General features: G+C 43.2%; 15 protein-coding genes and 2 riboswitches. Of the genes, 7 read left to right on the forward strand and 8 right to left on the reverse strand.

The genetic code is table 11. From position 1 onward, the window contains the following. Positions 1–38 precede the first annotated feature (38 nt). From AC3WLU_RS08250 to AC3WLU_RS08260, 3 genes are read right to left on the reverse strand one after another with little or no spacing between them, the layout of a single operon-like run. Positions 39–458: a flavodoxin domain-containing protein gene (locus tag AC3WLU_RS08250; protein WP_048678039.1), complete on the reverse strand. Its 420-nt coding sequence runs from the start codon at positions 456–458 to the stop codon at positions 39–41. Beyond that, complete coding sequence (locus AC3WLU_RS08255; RefSeq protein ID WP_034314867.1) at positions 448–1500, reverse strand: ribonucleotide-diphosphate reductase subunit beta; 1053 nt, start codon at positions 1498–1500, stop codon at positions 448–450. Before AC3WLU_RS08255 ends, AC3WLU_RS08250 begins: the two co-directional genes overlap by 11 nt. 45 nt (positions 1501–1545) lie before the next feature. Then, on the reverse strand, positions 1546–3843 hold the full coding sequence (locus tag AC3WLU_RS08260) for a ribonucleoside-diphosphate reductase subunit alpha (RefSeq protein WP_082609198.1): 2298 nt from the start codon (positions 3841–3843) through the stop codon (positions 1546–1548). Positions 3844–3981: 138 nt separating this feature from the next. Further along, a riboswitch (cobalamin riboswitch) is annotated at positions 3982–4162 on the reverse strand. A gap of 292 nt (positions 4163–4454) precedes the next feature. Between AC3WLU_RS08260 and AC3WLU_RS08265 the strand changes: the two genes are divergently transcribed. Then, a complete protein-coding gene (locus AC3WLU_RS08265; RefSeq protein WP_063577166.1) occupies positions 4455–5384 on the forward strand; it encodes a manganese-dependent inorganic pyrophosphatase in 930 nt (309 codons plus the stop codon). Between the two features lie 99 nt (positions 5385–5483). On the opposite strand, the gene AC3WLU_RS08270 is transcribed toward AC3WLU_RS08265, so the two are convergent. From AC3WLU_RS08270 to AC3WLU_RS08280, 3 genes are all read right to left on the reverse strand, one after another. Continuing rightward, complete coding sequence (locus tag AC3WLU_RS08270; RefSeq protein ID WP_153246080.1) at positions 5484–5630, reverse strand: hypothetical protein; 147 nt, start codon at positions 5628–5630, stop codon at positions 5484–5486. An 85-nt stretch (positions 5631–5715) separates the two neighbouring features. Beyond that, positions 5716–7173 carry a SulP family inorganic anion transporter gene (locus tag AC3WLU_RS08275; protein ID WP_492597097.1) on the reverse strand — a complete coding sequence of 486 codons (1458 nt, stop codon included), beginning with the start codon at positions 7171–7173 and terminating at the stop codon, positions 5716–5718. Between the two features lie 944 nt (positions 7174–8117). Next, positions 8118–8208: riboswitch (cyclic di-GMP riboswitch) on the reverse strand. A 248-nt stretch (positions 8209–8456) separates the two neighbouring features. Next, positions 8457–9668: an MFS transporter gene (locus AC3WLU_RS08280; protein ID WP_053534017.1), complete on the reverse strand. Its 1212-nt coding sequence runs from the start codon at positions 9666–9668 to the stop codon at positions 8457–8459. 200 nt (positions 9669–9868) lie between these two features. On the opposite strand from AC3WLU_RS08280, the gene AC3WLU_RS08285 reads away from it, so the two are divergent. Further along, positions 9869–11176: a CitMHS family transporter gene (locus tag AC3WLU_RS08285; protein WP_057275735.1), complete on the forward strand. Its 1308-nt coding sequence runs from the start codon at positions 9869–9871 to the stop codon at positions 11174–11176. A 172-nt stretch (positions 11177–11348) separates the two neighbouring features. Beyond that, the gene (locus AC3WLU_RS08290) at positions 11349–11981 is read left to right on the forward strand and encodes a superoxide dismutase family protein (RefSeq protein ID WP_268564628.1); all 633 of its coding nucleotides are present in this window, start codon (positions 11349–11351) and stop codon (positions 11979–11981) included. A gap of 303 nt (positions 11982–12284) precedes the next feature. Here the strand turns inward: AC3WLU_RS08290 and trhO are convergent, their stop codons facing one another. Further along, positions 12285–13250 (reverse strand): oxygen-dependent tRNA uridine(34) hydroxylase TrhO, encoded by a 966-nt coding sequence (gene trhO, locus AC3WLU_RS08295; protein WP_063577162.1) that lies wholly within the window; start codon positions 13248–13250, stop codon positions 12285–12287. Between the two features lie 144 nt (positions 13251–13394). On the opposite strand from trhO, the gene AC3WLU_RS08300 reads away from it, so the two are divergent. The 3 genes from AC3WLU_RS08300 (at position 13395) to AC3WLU_RS08310 (ending at position 15099) form a co-directional block, all read left to right on the forward strand. After that, positions 13395–14408 carry a nitronate monooxygenase gene (locus AC3WLU_RS08300; protein WP_403187335.1) on the forward strand — a complete coding sequence of 338 codons (1014 nt, stop codon included), beginning with the start codon at positions 13395–13397 and terminating at the stop codon, positions 14406–14408. Between the two features lie 17 nt (positions 14409–14425). Next, on the forward strand, positions 14426–14881 hold the full coding sequence (locus tag AC3WLU_RS08305; RefSeq protein WP_413002294.1) for a GNAT family N-acetyltransferase: 456 nt from the start codon (positions 14426–14428) through the stop codon (positions 14879–14881). Positions 14882–14955: 74 nt separating this feature from the next. Beyond that, a complete protein-coding gene (locus tag AC3WLU_RS08310) occupies positions 14956–15099 on the forward strand; it encodes a hypothetical protein (RefSeq protein WP_492597098.1) in 144 nt (47 codons plus the stop codon). A 45-nt stretch (positions 15100–15144) separates the two neighbouring features. On the opposite strand, the gene AC3WLU_RS08315 is transcribed toward AC3WLU_RS08310, so the two are convergent. Then, entirely contained in the window at positions 15145–15723 is a 579-nt protein-coding gene (locus AC3WLU_RS08315; protein ID WP_098865921.1) for a GNAT family N-acetyltransferase, read from the reverse strand. Between the two features lie 103 nt (positions 15724–15826). Here AC3WLU_RS08315 and pdxR point away from each other — a divergent pair, with 103 nt between their 5' ends. After that, positions 15827–17218, forward strand: coding sequence for a MocR-like pyridoxine biosynthesis transcription factor PdxR (pdxR, locus tag AC3WLU_RS08320; RefSeq protein WP_492597099.1), 1392 nt, complete (start codon positions 15827–15829; stop codon positions 17216–17218). Positions 17219–17280 lie beyond the last annotated feature (62 nt).

Raw genomic sequence — 17280 nt, forward strand, 5'->3', positions numbered from 1 at the left:
CTGAAAGAGGATATGCGAAAACGCATATCCCCTTTCAGTCAGTTCTGGAATAGCGAAGCGAACTTTTGAAGTCTGTGCAGGTCTGATTCTTGATACATCTGTTCTATCTTCAATGTCACCAATAACTGGCTCTTCGCAAATAACATGTCCCGGAAATGATCGACCGCCCCACAAAAATGATTATAGTTGGTTTCGCCAGTGCCGAAGACTCCCGTTTTCAGGCGAGCAATAGGCAACTGTTCCAGTTCTTTATAAAAGGCAGCTGATTTAGCGGGAAGCTCCCCATTGCCCCATGTATAGGTGCCGACGATCAAGGCATCGTAATCCGGCAATGTACGTAAATCGAATTCATTCATTCGATATAGGAAAGCCTCAGGTAAAAGGGCAGCGAGGGCTTCAGCAAGCGCTTTTGTATTGCCGCCGGCAGAATGATAGACAATGGCGATTTTACAGCTCATCGAACCCATTGCTGGCATTTACTTGACTGTATGTCCTTGACTTCTGTTCGAAGAAATCGGTTTTGGTAAGGCCGATGGATTCATCATCGAACGTTTTGATCCATGGCATCGGGTTCTCGCCATACTCTTTATACAAATTTTCAAGGCCTAGCATACGTAACCGTTTGTTGGCGATATATTCGATGTACTCATTGAATTCTTCCAAATCGAGATCGGCCTTCGTTTGGATATCTTCGAGCATATATTCAGACCATTCCTTTTCGAGTTCGACTGCTTTTTCAATCGTTGTATAGATGAACTTCGTGTTTTCTTCATTATTTAACTCAGGATATTCATACATCAAGATTTGAACGAGCATGCCAATGAAATCGAAATGGACCATTTCATCGCGATGAATATAGGATATCATCGTAGCTGAACCGGTCATTAGATTTTGGCGCCCTAGATTATAATAAAAGGCGAAAGCCAGATAGAAATAAATCCCTTCAAGGTTCGTTGAATGGATCAGTGCCTCGAATAAATGCTGAGGGCTGGGATCGTCCACGAACGTTTGATAAGCATCAACGATCGGTTGGTTACGCTTAATCACTTCAGGATGTTCTTTGATGCGGTCGAAAAGCTGTTTTTGCTTGCCTACCGGAATCAAGGAAGCAAGGATATAGGAATAAGACTCATTATGGATCGATTCCTGCTGGGCCATGTTGGCCAGGATAGCTTTTGCCGCCGGATCTTTGATGTACCGAAGGATCTCTACTAAAGTGGGCGTTTGAAGACTGTCCATTCCAGCAATCATCGTAAGGATATCGAGAAAAGCGTCCTGGATATCTTCATCCAATTCGCCCCACTGCTTTTTATCCTGAATCATGTTCACGCTCGAAGGCTTCCAAAAGTTATTGATGAGCTGTGTATAGGTATCATAGAATTTTTCATACTGTATATCGTTCCAAAGGAGGAAGCCTGAAGCTTCTCCTTTGAAAACACCGGTTGCCTTTGTTGGATGCGTCGGTTCGAGCATCCGAATTTTTTTTATATGATTGGTCATTCGTGAAAACTCCTTTAAGAATAGATTACTGGGTCATGATTGACGTTAACTTGAACAGCTTTCGCAGGCATTGTCATATTCGGAAGACGTCGAACGAACATAATACGTTGATTTCAACCCGCTTTCCCATGCCGTTAAATGGATATCCAAAAGGACCTTCGCTTTGATTGTATTGTGTACATACAGATTAAAGCTGATTGCTTGGTCAATATGGCGTTGGCGGGCTGCATTCTGCCTGATGCTTTCCAGTTGATCCAAATTGAATCGCGTCTTTTTATAATATTCATACGTATTTGGCGTCAAGCCTGGTGCGGTCACCTTGAATTTGAAGTTTTTCTTTTCTTCGTAAAATTCAATTTCATACAAAGGATCGATTCCATCCGTGGAATTACCGATTTTGGCTGTCGATGAATTGGGGGCAATCGCCATTAAATAGCCATTACGGGTTCCGTGCTCCTGCACGTCTGCTTTTAAATCCAGCCATTTTTGATCTGTATAGTCACGCAGTTCGAAATAGTCCCCTGTATGCCAATCAGAACCTTCAAAGTATGGGTAAGATCCTTTTTCCTTGGCCAGTTCGTTGGATGCCTTGATAGTTAAGTAAGCGATCTTTTCGTATAAAGCATCTGCATAGCGAACAGCCTCATCGGATTCCCAATAAATATTCTGTGTGGCAAGTAAATGATGCCATCCAAACGTTCCTAAACCAATTGCCCGGTACCGTTTGTTCGAGATGGATGCTTGTTTGACAGGAAGATTATTCACATCAATGACATTGTCCAGCATACGGATCTGAATGGGAATCAATCTTTCCAGAACATCGCTGCCCACCGCTCGGGGCAAGTTAATGGATGAAAGGTTGCAGACAACGAAATCGCCGCTTTTACGAACCACAACAACGTCTCCATCTTCTGTTTCATATTCATCCGTGATCGTCGAAGGGCTTAGGTTTTGGGCAATCTCCGTGCAAAGGTTAGAACAATAAATCATACCTTTATGTTTATTCGGATTCTTCCGATTCACTTCATCGCGGTAGAACATATACGGTACGCCTTCTTCTAATTGAGAAATCATGATGCTTTTCATGATGTCCATCGCATTGATTTTTTCAAAGCTATAGTTTGGAAGCGTGCCATTTTCTGCGGCCTCGACAGCAAGTGCATAATGATTCCTGAAGCTTCCTTCGCCTTTCTTTTCGTCATAAAGATCTTCAAGTGAAAATCCAAGGGTTTGCTTAACGGTATGCGGATCGAAAAGATACCATTCTTTTCTGTCGCGTACAGCCTCCATGAATAAATCCGGTATGCATACACCTGTAAAAATATCATGTGCTTTTAATCGGTCATCCCCGTTTTGAGTCTTCAAATCGAGGAAGCTCATGATATCTTTATGCCAGGCATCCAAGTAAATCGCGATGGCGCCTTTACGTTGCCCCAATTGATCGACACTTACAGCTGTCTGGTTGAATAGTCGAATCCAGGGCGTTGTGCCGGAACTGTTTCCAGAGAAACCGCGGATATCTGAACCAAGCGAGCGAACCTTACCGACGTAAAGACCAACACCGCCGCCGAATTTAGATACTTTTGCCGCATCGTAGTTTGATAGGTAAATTCCGTCGATGGAATCTTCAATTGCGTCGATAAAGCAGGAGCTTAACTGTCCATGTGTTTTACCTGCATTGGAGAGTGTAGGAGTCGCAACGGTCATATAAAGGTTGGACATGGCCCAGTATGCTTCTTTTATCAGTTGCAGGCGGTGCTCCGTTTTTTCCATTCGCATGATTTCCATCGCGATGATCATGAAACGTTCTTGCGGCAGTTCGAAGACCTTGTCCTTTTTTGGGCGGGCCAGATAACGGTCATTCAATAAGTAGATGCCTATGTAAGAGAATAATTTATCTTTTTCCGGGTCGATCACCGATCCCAATTCCTCAATTTCCGCTTTTGTATATGAAGATAGCAGTTCTGGTTTATAAATGGGATAACGCTGACCTTCCGATAGCTGGGAGAGTTCTGTGATCAGCTCATAGAATGGGCCATAACTCTTGCCTTCATAACCTCGATTGGCTTGTGCATCCCTATACATTGTATTCAACAGTTCTGCTGCAGCAACGAAAGTCCAATCCGGGGCATCGATATCCACGCCTTCAAGAGCGAGCTGAATCAGTTTTTTTGAAGCCTGTTCTTCGGTTGAGTCACTTTTGCGATCAAGCCATTTTGTAAAACGCTTTTTGAACTTTTCCATATCGAGACGGCCTTCGAATTCCTTCGATAACATCTCAAGCTGGATGGATTTCGCTTCTGTGTCATTTTCACTTATGGTAGAGTTATATGTTTGAGTCATTAATAATCCTCCTTGTTAACTTCCGCTAAAATAAAAAAACCGCCCAAAGAATTGAGCGGATCAAACGATAGAATAAAAGAGGCATGAAAAAATAGCCGTTATACTATCGTTTCATCATCTCAATCCCCGAAGAATAAGAAACGTGAAAAATTCAAGGCAGGTCTCCTGACTCATGATCATCCTACTTTGAGTCCTTCCCGTATAGAGATCTATACAGTGGTTTTCTCATTTCGTCACATTTACAGTTGCGGGGACAGTTCCGGGTTTACACCGGATTCCCTTTTCAGCCATCACTGGCACCTTGGATTATAAAAATTCTATATATAGTTATTGGAATTGTTTATGTAATCAATATCTAGTATTTCTGCTTATATTATCGTAAGCCATATACGATGATAATTCAACTAATATATTTGAAAAAAACCAACCCTTATCTATTGACAAAGTGATGGAAGAGGGTGGGGGAATGAAAGATTTTATGGGGGAATGGATAAATCAAGCGCTGATTTTACGGGATTTTGTGTTAAAATAAAGTGTCTAGTAAAGGTGGCTCTCCGTTATTGCACTGAGGGGATTCGCGGAAAAATATTTATGAAAAAGGGGATAAAATCTTGGAAAAAGTATTAGTTTTTGGACATAAAAACCCGGATACAGACACAATCTGTTCAGCAATCGCTTATGCAGATCTTAAAAAACAGCTAGGTATCAACGCTGAACCAGTTCGTCTGGGTGAAGTGAATGGTGAAACTCAATATGCATTGGACCAATTCAAATTCGATGCTCCCCGTCTTGTGGAAAAAGTTGCAGGGGAAGCTGATGGCGTAATCCTGGTCGATCATAACGAACGCCAGCAAAGTGCTGAAGATATTGACCAAGTCCGTGTGTTGGAAGTTATCGACCATCACCGTATCGCTAACTTTGAAACAAGCGATCCATTATATTACCGTGCAGAACCAGTTGGCTGTACGGCAACCATCTTAAATAAAATTTATAAAGAAAACGGCATTGAAGTCCCTAAAGCAATCGCAGGTCTTATGCTGTCTGCCATCATTTCCGATTCTTTATTGTTCAAATCGCCGACTTGCACGGAGCAGGACGTTGCAGCAGCAATGGAACTCGCTGCCATTGCAGGAGTCGACGCTGAAAAATATGGCTTGGAAATGTTGAAAGCGGGAGCTGACTTAAGCGACAAAACGATTGCCCAGCTCATCACTCTTGATGCCAAGGAATTCTCCATGGGAATGGCTAAAGTGGAAATAGCACAGGTCAATGCCGTTGATCCGAACGAAGTCCTTGCTAAGCAAGCAGAATTGGAAGCAGCGATTGAAGCGGTCATCGAAGTGAAGGAATTGGACTTGTTCCTATTCGTCGTAACGGATATCCTGACTAATGATTCCGTTGCCTTGGCCCTTGGTAAAGCGGCATATGCGGTTGAAAAGGCATATGACGTTTCATTAAACAATAACATCGCCGTCTTGGAAGGCGTTGTATCGCGTAAAAAACAAATCGTGCCGGTCTTAACCGACGTATTCAGCAAATAATACAGGAAAAGGGTTGCTCATTAAAAACTTGGGCAGCCTTTTTCTGTACATTCGAAAAAAGACTCAACCATCCCATTAAGGGTGTTTGAGTCTTTTTTCTTAATTTAAAGATTCCTTTTCTTTTTCATAGGCGATGACAATCAATTCTTTATTGGCTTCCTCGCCAAGTTTGCTTTCAAAGCTTTTCAGTTCATTCAATAAATCCGGTGACAGATTTGCTGCCGTATAATCCTGCTCGGGTGTCATGCTTTTCGCTCCTTTCAAAAGGAAATGATTCATGTTATCTATTTTGTCGGTTTGAAAAGTTTCTATTCAGCAGAATTTTACTTCTTTAAGATATTTTACTTTCTGAGGTGGCGAGTTTTTCAAGCAATGTCGAACTTTCTTCATCGAGTCCTTGGACTTGGACAGGTATTCCCAAGAGCTGATATTTAAGAATAACCGTATCGACAGCACCGACTGCTGAAGCATCCCAGATCTTGGAATGGGAGAAGTCAATGACGATTGCATCGGCTTTTTCCTTGAAGTCGAACTTTGAAACAAAGTCTTGGACAGAAGCGAAAAATATTTGTCCGCTGATACGATAAGTGATTTTCTTAGCCTGGATGTCTGCCGATTTCTCTACTGCCACTTTAGAAATTTTAGCCGAGAAGAAAATCATGCTCAAAAGCACTCCGGCAAATACGCCTTTTGATAAGTCATGTGTATAAAGGACAATGAGGACCGTCACGATCATCACGGCTGCATCCGACTTAGGAGCTCTAGTGAGCCTCTTTAGGGAAGACCAGTCAAATGTCCCGATTGAAACCATGATCATGACTGCGACAAGTGCAGCCATCGGTATTTTGATAAGGACATCATTCAATACCACGATTAATACCATAAGGAATGCGCCCGCTACAAATGTCGAGAGCCGGCCCCTTCCACCAGATTTAATGTTGATACCGGATTGGCCGATCATCGCACATCCTGCCATGCCGCCAAAACATCCGGCGATGATATTCGCAATCCCCTGGCCTTTGGCTTCCTTATTCTTATTACTGTCCGTGTCAGTCATCTCATCGACAATTTGAGCCGTCAATAACGATTCAAGCAGTCCAACAAACGCAAGGGCAATGGAATAAGGGAAAATGATCGCCAAAGTTTCGAAGGTCAAAGGGATGTCTGGAAGCATGAACATCGGAAGCGCTTCGGTCAATTGCCCCATATCCCCAACCGTCCGCACCGTAGCCCCCGTGGTAACTGCAACGATCGTCATGAATATGATGGCGACAAGTGGTGAAGGTATGACTTTCGTGATCAGCGGAAAAAGATAAATGATAGCTAATGAAACGGCTGTCATGACATACATGATCCATGTTTCGTCCACGAAATGGGTGAGCTGTGCCGTGAAAATCAAGATGGCTAAAGAATTCACAAAACCAGTCATGACTGGCTTCGGAATGAACTTCATTAATTTCCCGATTTTTAAAACCCCTAGTAAAATTTGCAGCAAACCAGTCAATATGGTTGCAGCAAGTAAATAGTTCAAGCCATGATCTTTAACAAGGTCGACCATGACGAGTGCCATTGCGCCAGTGGCAGCCGATATCATTCCCGGCCTTCCTCCGACAAAGGAGATGACGATGGCAATGCAGAATGAGGCATATAGACCAACCATTGGGTCAACGCCAGCAATGATCGAAAAGGCAATCGCCTCTGGAATCAATGCCAAGGCAACGACAATACCCGAAAGAACATCTCCTCTAACGTTGCCGAACCATTCCTTTTTGTAAGCAGATGTATTCAAAGAAACACTCCTTCTTTTATATATGTGTGTTCATTTCTTTTTTAACGCACTAAATTATAGCATGAGTCCTTTATTCTATCTATATGGATAATATAAACGACAAATCGAGGGCTATTCATTTCTTATCTTACGAAGGAAAATGCTTTAAGAGAGAATAATTGGTATAAAAGGTGATTGAGCTATCATGTGAGGGAAGTCAATTATATCGAGGTAGGCGAATGCATACAGGTAAAGCTTGTAATAAAGTCAGTCGAATGGGATTTCCGTTAATGGCTTGGCCATTTTTGACGTAAGGGGCCCCTATAGGATTTTGTGAAATTCCCGCTAAGGGGGAGTGGAGTAAAACGGTAGAGATCTATTTCATAATTAAAAATCAAAAACATGGATATCCCTTTCCTGCTAGCTTTACGCCACCGATTGGAACCGATTCATGACATTCTACGCTTACTTGATTTATATCTTATCGAGCCCTATAGGGTGACCGTACCTTTACCATTCATATAATGAAAAAAAGATCGTGCTCTAACTGTGTCAATATGTGGGCAGGAAGTAAGAGAGTTTTTTTACCGGAATGATATTTTCCCGTTTTACCATATATGGAAGTGGTGAGGATGAAAAGCCAGCTCTATCAAAGTTTGGGAGTATGAACCGTCCTTGTGTTAAGAGGCTATTCCTCATCAATGATACTGGATTTACATAAAGGACATGTTACTTCTTTATAATGCTTGAACCTGATCTTTCGAAGGTCGCTTCTGGATAACATTGCGAATGCATTATATCTTGTGCCGCATGCACAAGTATTTTTATCTTTAACTATGTGTCTCTCATCCGTAGTAGCTGAATAAATGGTTGGAAAGAACATATATAACCCTCCTTGTTTTAATTTTAGGCAAATTAAAAAGGGGCAAGAAAATTAATTATAAAGTGATCCATTCAAGAAAAATCTTGGCAACCCGGCTGCCGTGACAACTAAGTTGTTGGTTTAGGCCCGTGGCTTTGCGTCTTTTACTTTCATAAAATTTGCCTGAATTAATCTTAACATAAAGTTCGATGTGTTATGAAGTGCTGGAAAAATACTTATCAGTTTGTGGGTGTGTCATAAGGGTTGGTGGACTATACGGATAGGCATGAACGTGACCCCTTCAAATCTCTTTTCCTTGATTTCTCTTCGATCATTCCCCATATAAAAAAGCTCCAGAAGTATCGAGCACTACAGCTGTATGAGCATTAAACAGGAAAAGCCTGCTTAAAGATGGAAGCAGGCTTCCTTGCCAAAAATGTGATTAATGTGATCTGGCCAACTCCGGATTGCGGTGCATCGCGAAATAGAGGACAAGTCCGGCTATGAGGAGTAACGTGCTGGTCGTGATGAAGACGGCAGAGAATCCGTAGAAACCAGCAACCATTCCGCCCATTGCGGGTCCGATGATATTGCCTAAAAAGCGCAGGCTCGTATTGTACCCAAGCACTTCCCCCTGCATTGCGACAGGCGCTTCTTGGCGAATGTAGGCAATCCTTACAGGGATGATGCCGCCTATTGCCATGCCTAGTATGAAACGTACAAAGACAAGCTGCCAAAAATGATTGATGAAGGCACCGGGCAAGTAGACAAGAGCTGTCAGAAAAAGAAGCAGCACAAGTATCTTCACATGTCCATGCCGATCACCTATCTTGCCCCAGTGACGCGCCATCAATAAATTCCCCAGGCCTGCTGCAGAAAAGGCGATTCCTGAATAAAAACCAAGATTGGAAGTTCCATGTAGCTCACCAACGTATAATGAAAGAATGGGCTGGATGCTGAAGTGGGCAACTTGGACAAGCGTGGAGATGAGCATGACATTCACCAGGATGGGATTCCTTAAGATATGTGAGAGAACCTCCCTGCTTGTATAGCTCGACTTCGTTCCCTTCTGCCGCTCCATTCGGTACTCCTTGGTTGCAAAAACAAGAAGACCAGAGATGAAAATGGTGATGGAGGTGAATTTAAAGGCGGTTGAATAGCCGAGTGTGTCTGCAAGGACGCCGCCAAGCAATGGTCCGAAAAGGGAACCGGTTATATTTCCCGTTTGTAAGGTTCCCAGTACACGTCCGGCAATTTCTTTTGGTGTTTGCGTTGATATGAAGGCCTGGGACATGGAAATGAAGCCAGTGAATATTCCTGTGAACATCCTTAGGACGAATAGCTGCCAAACATTTTCGACGAATCCCATCAGGAAGATGGACAGGCCCATCCCAAACGCGCAGGCAATCAAGATTTTCTTTCTGCCATACCGGTCACCAATCCGTCCCCAAATGGGGGAAAATAAAAAGGCTGTCACGAAAGTGATTCCAAAAGTCCATCCGGACCAATGCTGGATATATTGAGTCGAATAATCTCCGAATGTACCAATGTATAAGGATATGAATGGGAGAACCATCGTCATGCTCCCGCCTATGAAGAAATTGGCGAACCACATGATGAAAAGGTTCCGTTTAGCTATTTTATGAGCGTTCATTTTACATACAACACTTCTTTCCTCCAAAAAAACTTCGGGTTCCTAAATAATAGTATACAGAAATTAATTAATTTATTAAACGAATTTGTTTAACAGGTTTTTTAATGAATGGGCAAATGGTATAATGTGAAAATACTGATTTTTCAGAAAAATTAAATAAACAAAAGGTATTCATTTTTCCAATTAAAGGAGTTTTAAACATGTTGACGATTTTAGGGTTTTGTATGATTTTAACGTTTCTGGTCTTGGTCATCACGAAGCGGTTATCAGTGGTTGTCGCTTTTATCTTCACGGCAATAGCTTTTGGTCTGATTGGTGGGTTTGCCTCGGAAATGGGAGATATGATGGTTGCGGGTATTTTAAAGGTGACACCGACAGCAGTCATGATCGTTTTTGCTATTCTGTATTTTGGTTTAATGATTGACGTTGGTTTATTCGAGCCCATGATCGCTAAAATACTGAGTTTTGTAAAAGGAGATCCGCTAAAGGTTGTCATGGCAACCGCCATTATAACCATATTGGTAGGTTTGGACGGAGACGGTTCTTCTACATTCATGATCACTGTTTCGGCCATGCTGCCGCTTTATATCAAATTAGGGATGAACAGGCTCGTATTGGCCTGTGTCGTTGGTTTGGCCGCTGGCGTCATGAACATGATTCCATGGGGCGGTCCTTTGGTCAGGGCGGCCGCGAGCCTTCAGGTTGAAGTTTCGGAGTTATTCATTCCTCTTATTCCGGTCATGGTTTGCGGTCTTTTATGGACGCTTTTTTCGGCATATGTACTTGGCAAAAAGGAAAGGGAGAGATTGGGAGTCGGCTCCTTGGAGACGAACATCCAACCTGGTATGGGCGAACAGGCTGCAGCTGTTGAAACCGCACCTCAAGGAACATCCAGGCTTTTTTGGTTTAATTGGTTCTTGACGATTTTACTGATGGTATTGCTGGTGATGGAAGTGCTGCCGATCCAAATCTTATTTGCCTCCGCTTTTGCGATTGCACTATTCGTTAACTTTCCGAACCCAAAAGAACAGCAGGAAAGGATTTTAAGTCATGCCAATAGTTTCGTGATGATTTGTACACTCATTTTCGCAGCTGGGATTTTTACGGGTGTATTCACGGAAACAAAGATGATGGACTCGATGGCTGCTTCAATCGTAACTGTCATTCCGGAGTGGCTCGGGGCACATTTGCCACTGGTGGTAGCGCTGACGAGCATACCGATGGGGTTCATTTTCTCACCTGATGCCTATTATTTTGGCATTCTGCCAATCATAAGTGAAACGGCATCGAACTTCGGCATTGCCCCTGTAGAAATCGGAAGGGCGGCATTATTAGGTCATTCGACCGCAGGGTTCCCCTTATCGCCATTGGTGCCTGCAACATTCATATTGATTGGCCTTGTAGGCGTGGATTTTGGGGATCATCAAAAATTCCTGTTTAAATGGGCGTTTGGGACAACCATCATCATGACGATCGCAGCCATTACTTTCGGGGTCATCACTTTGTAAAAATGTGAGCCCATTAAGCTATAGTGTAATATCCTTGTCTGTGAATTTAGTAAGGTGTTCACTCTCATTGGTGTAATCTATTTTCCTATTTATGCCGCTATCTGTTTATTCTTCCATAATAGTGGAAAGTAATAAGAGGAAGATACATATAAGAGAGTGGAGGGAAGTTATCATGAACTATAAACAAAAGCTTATACTGCCTATGTGTGCTGCCTTTTTACTGTATGGATGCAATTCAGCGGATGATTCAAATCAGGCCGATAATAATGCCGAGGACATGACTACAGCGGGACAAGGAACAGATACAGAGGTTGATCCGCAGGTGAAAGCGGAAGTTAAAGATGTAGAAGGTAAAACACTTGGAACGGTGAACTTTACCGCTGAAGAGAATTCTGTAGTGATCGAGACCGCTTTGGAAGGTCTTGAGCCAGGCTACCATGGATTCCATGTGCACGAGAACGCAGCATGTGAGCCGGATGCCAAGGATGGCCCTTTCACTACAGCGGGAGGACACTTCAACCCAACTGGTGAAACGCATTCTAAACACGCAGGTGATATGCCCCCTTTATATGTAAAAGAAGATGGGACAGCAAAATATACGGCAACATTGGATAACATGACAATAGACCAACTGAAGAAAGAAGAGCTGGCTGTAATCGTTCATGCTAACCCAGACAACTTTGCCAATATTCCTGACCGCTATGAAGCCAATGGGAAAAAAGGACCGGATGCAGATACTTTGAAAACTGGTGATGCAGGCGATAGACAAGCTTGCGGGATTGTTGTAAGTGCAGATGCAAAATAACATGAATGAAGAGCGATTCCTCTAAAGAGGAATCGCTCTTTTCATGCAGGTAAGACTGATGACCGCTAAAATCTAAAAGCGGAAACCATTCTTTTTACGTATTAAGAAGGTTTTTTCTATTGTGATATAGAAGTAAGAATGGAAGTAATATTGCAGTAAAAGCAGATGGCATTAAAGATCAAAGTTAATTCTTACAGTGGAATGAAGTCCAAGGCATAAGTTTAATATAGAAAAATAAGATTTGGTTTAATCGATAAAAAAACCCGAACAGGGATCATGTCCACTAATTCGGGTTTGCTAAAATCATTTTGCCATAATGGAATCTTCGATTAGCTGTAATCTCTCAGCCACTTCTTCTTCAGAAAGGTTATGCTCGACTACATAGCGATTACGCGGATGCACTCGGCATTCATGGGTACAGCTGCGCATATGTTTGTGTTCATTCTCTTCGCTGCAAAGGATTTTCTTGTTGCATTCAGGATTAGCGCAATTGACATAGCGTTCACAAGGTTCGCCGGAATAAATATCGCGTCCGACGATTACATGTTCCTTTTGATTGATAGGTACGGCAATCCTTTCATCGAAAACATACATTTGGCCATCCCATAGCTCACCTTGGACCTCGGGATCCTTCCCGTATGTTGCGATGCCGCCGTGCAGCTGGCTTACATCTTCAAAGCCTTCCTCGACTAGCCAGCCGGAGAATTTCTCACAGCGGATACCGCCAGTGCAATACGTTAGGATTTTTTTGCCTTCGAACATTTCTTTATTTTCCCGTACCCATTCCGGAAGTTCACGGAAATTCGTGATTTCTGGCTTGATTGCACCCCTGAAATGTCCTAAATCAAATTCATAGTCATTTCTGGCATCAAGGACGATGGTGTTTTCATCTTGCATTTGCTCGAAGAATTCCTTCGGGCTCAAGTATTTGCCTGTCGTCTTGTTCGGGTTGATGTCGTCTTCCAAGCGAAGCGTTACAAGTTCATTGCGTGGACGAACATGCATTTTTTTGAAAGCATGGCCTTCAGCTTCATCTATTTTAAACACGATATCGGCAAAGCGGGGATCGCTTTTCATCATGTCCATATATTTGTCGGTTTGTTCGATCGTACCTGAAACCGTTCCGTTGATACCTTCTGAAGCCACCAAGATACGGCCTTTCAATTCAAGGGCTTTACATGCCGCAAGATGCTCGGCTGCGAATACTTCGTGATTCTCGATAGGTACATACAAATAATAAAGTAATACTCTATATGGTTTTGTTTCCATTTTTTATTTACCACCTATGTTTTATATTTGCAAGATATAAAGGGTGATCATTTAGACACTTTTCTCTTACAGATAATCATTATACCAAGAAAACGTAAAAATGATAAGGGCATGAAGAAAAATCAAGAGGAGTTGTATCGAATGTTGAAAGAGTTAATGAGATACCCAATCATTCAGGCACCGATGGCAGGAGGAGCTTCCACTCCGAAGCTTGCGGCTTCTGTATCCAATGCAGGAGGATTGGGCTTTCTCGCAGCTGGCTATAAGACTGCGGAAGAGATGATGGACGAGATAGGGCAGACCCGTCAGTTGACTGAACGCCCTTTTGGCGTGAATGTATTTGTGCCAGGCAACGAGCCGGCGGATGAAAATATATTATCTGGCTATCGTGAAAAGATCGAAAAAGAGGCCGAGAGCGTTGGGGCTGAGATTGGAAAAGCCGATAGTGATGACGATGATTGGGGTAATAAACTAGATGTATTGAAGGAGGCTGGGGTCGCGGTCGTCAGTTTTACGTTTGGATGTCCAACGGAAGATGTAATAAGGGAGCTCCAAGATGTCGGTTCCCTTATAGCAGTGACAGTAACCAACCTTCAGGAAGCAAAAAAGGCGGCGGGAGCAGGCGCGGACGTTCTATGTGTGCAGGGGTTTGAAGCAGGGGGGCACCGGGCCAGTTTTGATGACCGCACAGAAGATGATTACGGCCTTTTAGTATTGATTCGGATGATAGGGGCTGAGCTGGACTTACCGATCATTGCCGCGGGCGGACTGATGCATGGAAAGGATATCGCAGCCGTGCTCGAAGCGGGAGCAACAGCGGCGCAATTGGGTACCGCTTTCCTTCGCTGTCCCGAAAGCGGGGCTAGTCCGGTCCATAAGGCGGCGCTGGGAAATCCCCGATTTACTAAGACTGCTGTTACCCGAGCCTTCAGCGGCCGAAGGGCACGTGGGTTGGTGAATCACTTTTTAACGGAATATGATAGCGTTGCACCGGTCGCCTATCCTTATGTCCATCACATGACCAAACAAATGCGAAAAGCAGCCGGACAAAAGAACAATCCTGAATTGATGGCTTTGTGGGCAGGACAGGGTTATAAGTTGAGCAGGGAACTTCCTGCATCGGAATTGGTTGAACTGCTTGTGGATGAATTAAACTGAGGAGGGTTTGGATGCTGATGGAGATAAGGGAATTATTCTTGGATGAGCCACCCCCGATGCATTTATTGCTTTTGGCAGATCCTTCAAGGAAATTGGTCGAGGAATATTTGGGAAGCGGAACGTGCTTTGTTGCCATGGGTGATAACCGGATGATCGGCGTTTGTGTTTTACTGCAAAAAGCCCCGGAACTGATAGAGATAATGAACATCGCGGTCGATGAACAGTACCATGGAAGAGGAATCGGCAGGCAATTGATTGAACATGCGATAGGCCATGCAAGGGAACAGGGATATAAAATGATTGAAATCGGAACGGGCAATTCGGGGATAGGGCAGCTTGCCCTTTACCAAAAATGCGGTTTTAGAATAACTGGGATCGATCGGGATTTTTTTACTAGAAACTATTCCGAGGCCATTTATGAAAATGGGATTCAGTGCCAGGATATGATTCGCTTGTCACAAAGCTTGGACTAAGCAGGGATCATTCAAGTCTGACGGAAAAGCTTTACAGACAAAAGGGTGCGTCGAATTGCTTAGGGGGTATGAACTTGTTCTTTGGTGATATGATTTATCTTCTTTTTGCTTTACTAATGCCATTTTTATTTGCGATTGGTGTTTTCATATTAATTCGATCAACGAAAAGGCAAAAGGATTCTTTATCGGAAATTCGTAAAGACTCACATGAAAAATAGCAGTAAGAGAAAAGAGTGCAAAACAATGGCACTCTTTTCTCATTTTCACCTTTCTAAAAAAGCTTCCAAATTCCTTTTCACACTGGGCCATTCATGCTCGAGAATACTATAGACCACCGTATTCCTGATCCTCCCATCTTGCAGCTTTTTCTCCATCCTCAAAATCCCTTCTTCAAGGGCGCCGAGCCTGGTTATTGCGGCACGTGATCTTTTGTTGCATTCGTCTGTCCTGAATTCAACCCGTTTCATTTGCCACTTTTCAAAAGCATGCTGCAATAACAAGTACTTACATTCAGTGTTAATGGCTGTTCGCCATTTGTCGGGATGATACCAAGTCGCGCCGATTTCCAGCGATTGATTATGAAAGTGAATATTCCTTAAGCTCGTGCTGCCAACTACCGAATCATCTGTCCGATCGATAACGACAAATGGATGATGAAGTTCCTGTTCCCTTGCTCGAATGCCTTCCTTTACATAGGAGATCGCCTCTTCATATGACAAAATCTTTGTTGCACTCCATGTCCATATTTCAGATGGCAGGGAAGCGGCGTATAGCGGTTCGATATGATGTTCCATTATCGGGGTGAGTATCACGTGTTTACCGTATAATTCGAAATGCTTCATAGTTTCCTCCTCTTGATTGATATCTTCATTATAAAAATATTCTGGTTCTGCAATAAGGACCAATGCTGATATAATTTATGGAACCAGTTTGAAGGAGGACCAAATGTTTGAAATCACTTTAACCCTAGATAAAACGAACAAAGAAGCTTTATATGTGCAATTGTATAAATACTTTATAAAGGAAATCCAGAATGGACAAATAAAGGCCGGAATGAAACTGCCTTCTAAACGAAAACTGGCCTTGCATTTAGGGATAGGCCTGAATACAGTTGATACGGCTTATCAGCAGTTGATGGCGGAAGGATATGTGGAAAGTCAATTAAGGAAAGGGTACTACGTAGCCGATTTAGAACCGATTTCAGCTTTGAATGAGCCATTGCCTGTAACAGAAGGGATAATGGACCCTCTGAATGAAAGAAATGAGATAGATTACAATCATGGCCGCGTGGACGTGGATTCTTTCCCGCATGCCGTATGGAAAAAGTGCTTGAATAATACGTTGTATCTACAGGAAAGGGAAATGTTCATGAGCGGTGATCCACAAGGGGAATGGGGGCTTAGGGCTGAGATTTCATCCTATCTATTCCAATCAAGAGGAGTTCGCTGCGGGGCTGATCAAATCATCATTGGGGCAGGTACCCAGTATTTCATCCATCTTCTGCGGTTACTACTTGGAAATGAGCGGGTATTTGGGTTGGAAGATCCTGGCTTTCATCGGGTAAGGGAGGTACTGAGGCTGGAGGGGGCGGTTACGGAATTCATACCTTTGGATGAAAGTGGAATGAGTGTGGACTCATTGAAAGAGAGTACAGCGGATGTAGCCTATGTCACACCTTCCCATCAATTTCCTTCCGGTATGATCATGCCGATAACTAGACGGGTGGAATTATTGAATTGGGCGGTGGAAAAAAAAGGTTATATTATTGAGGATGATTATGACGGGGAATTCCGGCATGCAGGCAAACCGATTCCGTCGTTGCAGGGGTTGGACACAAATGGAAGGGTCGTCTACCTAGGCACGTTTTCAAAGTCGTTCATCCCATCGATCAGGGTGGGATTTATGGTGTTACCCATGGAGTTGTCTTGCCGATTTCAGCAGAAGTTAATCGGATATAAACAGACCGTTTCCAGACTGATTCAGGAAACGCTCTGTCTTTTTATGAAAAATGGACATTGGGAACGCCATCTGAATAAAATGCGAACGATTTATCGTAAAAAGAATAAGGTGCTGCTGAACGCAATGGAAGCGAGCTTCCATGATCGTGTAACCATAATCGGTGAAAAGTCAGGATTGCACGTTCTTTTAAACGTAAAAAACGGAAGCAGTGAGGCAGAGCTCATCCAAAGGGCTGCCAGTGTAGGGGTTAAAGTCCACCCAACATCGGTTTATCATTCAAAGAAAGTGAAAGATCCGACTATTTTGATTGGGTACGGTGGTTTAACCGAAAGGGAAATCGAAGCTGGAATCCGGCTTTTAAAAAAGGCATGGCTATAGCTTGGTGTGAAAGTAAGGAAACTCCTTGCTTCACACTTATTCTAAAATGATACAAGCTACCC

The organism is Peribacillus sp. FW305-BF15 (assembly GCF_058783805.1).

Bases quoted from the DNA above. Each gene is read 5' to 3' on its own strand.
- trhO (WP_063577162.1), bottom strand. From the start codon at position 13,250: ATGGAAACAAAACCATATAGAGTATTACTTTATTATTTGTATGTACCT.
- AC3WLU_RS08270 (WP_153246080.1), bottom strand. From the start codon at position 5,630: ATGACACCCGAGCAGGATTATACGGCAGCAAATCTGTCACCGGATTTA.
- pdxR (WP_492597099.1), top strand. From the start codon at position 15,827: ATGTTTGAAATCACTTTAACCCTAGATAAAACGAACAAAGAAGCTTTA.
- AC3WLU_RS08285 (WP_057275735.1), top strand. From the start codon at position 9,869: ATGTTGACGATTTTAGGGTTTTGTATGATTTTAACGTTTCTGGTCTTG.
- AC3WLU_RS08305 (WP_413002294.1), top strand. From the start codon at position 14,426: ATGGAGATAAGGGAATTATTCTTGGATGAGCCACCCCCGATGCATTTA.
- AC3WLU_RS08260 (WP_082609198.1), bottom strand. From the start codon at position 3,843: ATGACTCAAACATATAACTCTACCATAAGTGAAAATGACACAGAAGCG.
- AC3WLU_RS08315 (WP_098865921.1), bottom strand. From the start codon at position 15,723: ATGAAGCATTTCGAATTATACGGTAAACACGTGATACTCACCCCGATA.
- AC3WLU_RS08290 (WP_268564628.1), top strand. From the start codon at position 11,349: ATGAACTATAAACAAAAGCTTATACTGCCTATGTGTGCTGCCTTTTTA.
- AC3WLU_RS08255 (WP_034314867.1), bottom strand. From the start codon at position 1,500: ATGACCAATCATATAAAAAAAATTCGGATGCTCGAACCGACGCATCCA.
- AC3WLU_RS08250 (WP_048678039.1), bottom strand. From the start codon at position 458: ATGAGCTGTAAAATCGCCATTGTCTATCATTCTGCCGGCGGCAATACA.
- AC3WLU_RS08280 (WP_053534017.1), bottom strand. From the start codon at position 9,668: ATGAACGCTCATAAAATAGCTAAACGGAACCTTTTCATCATGTGGTTC.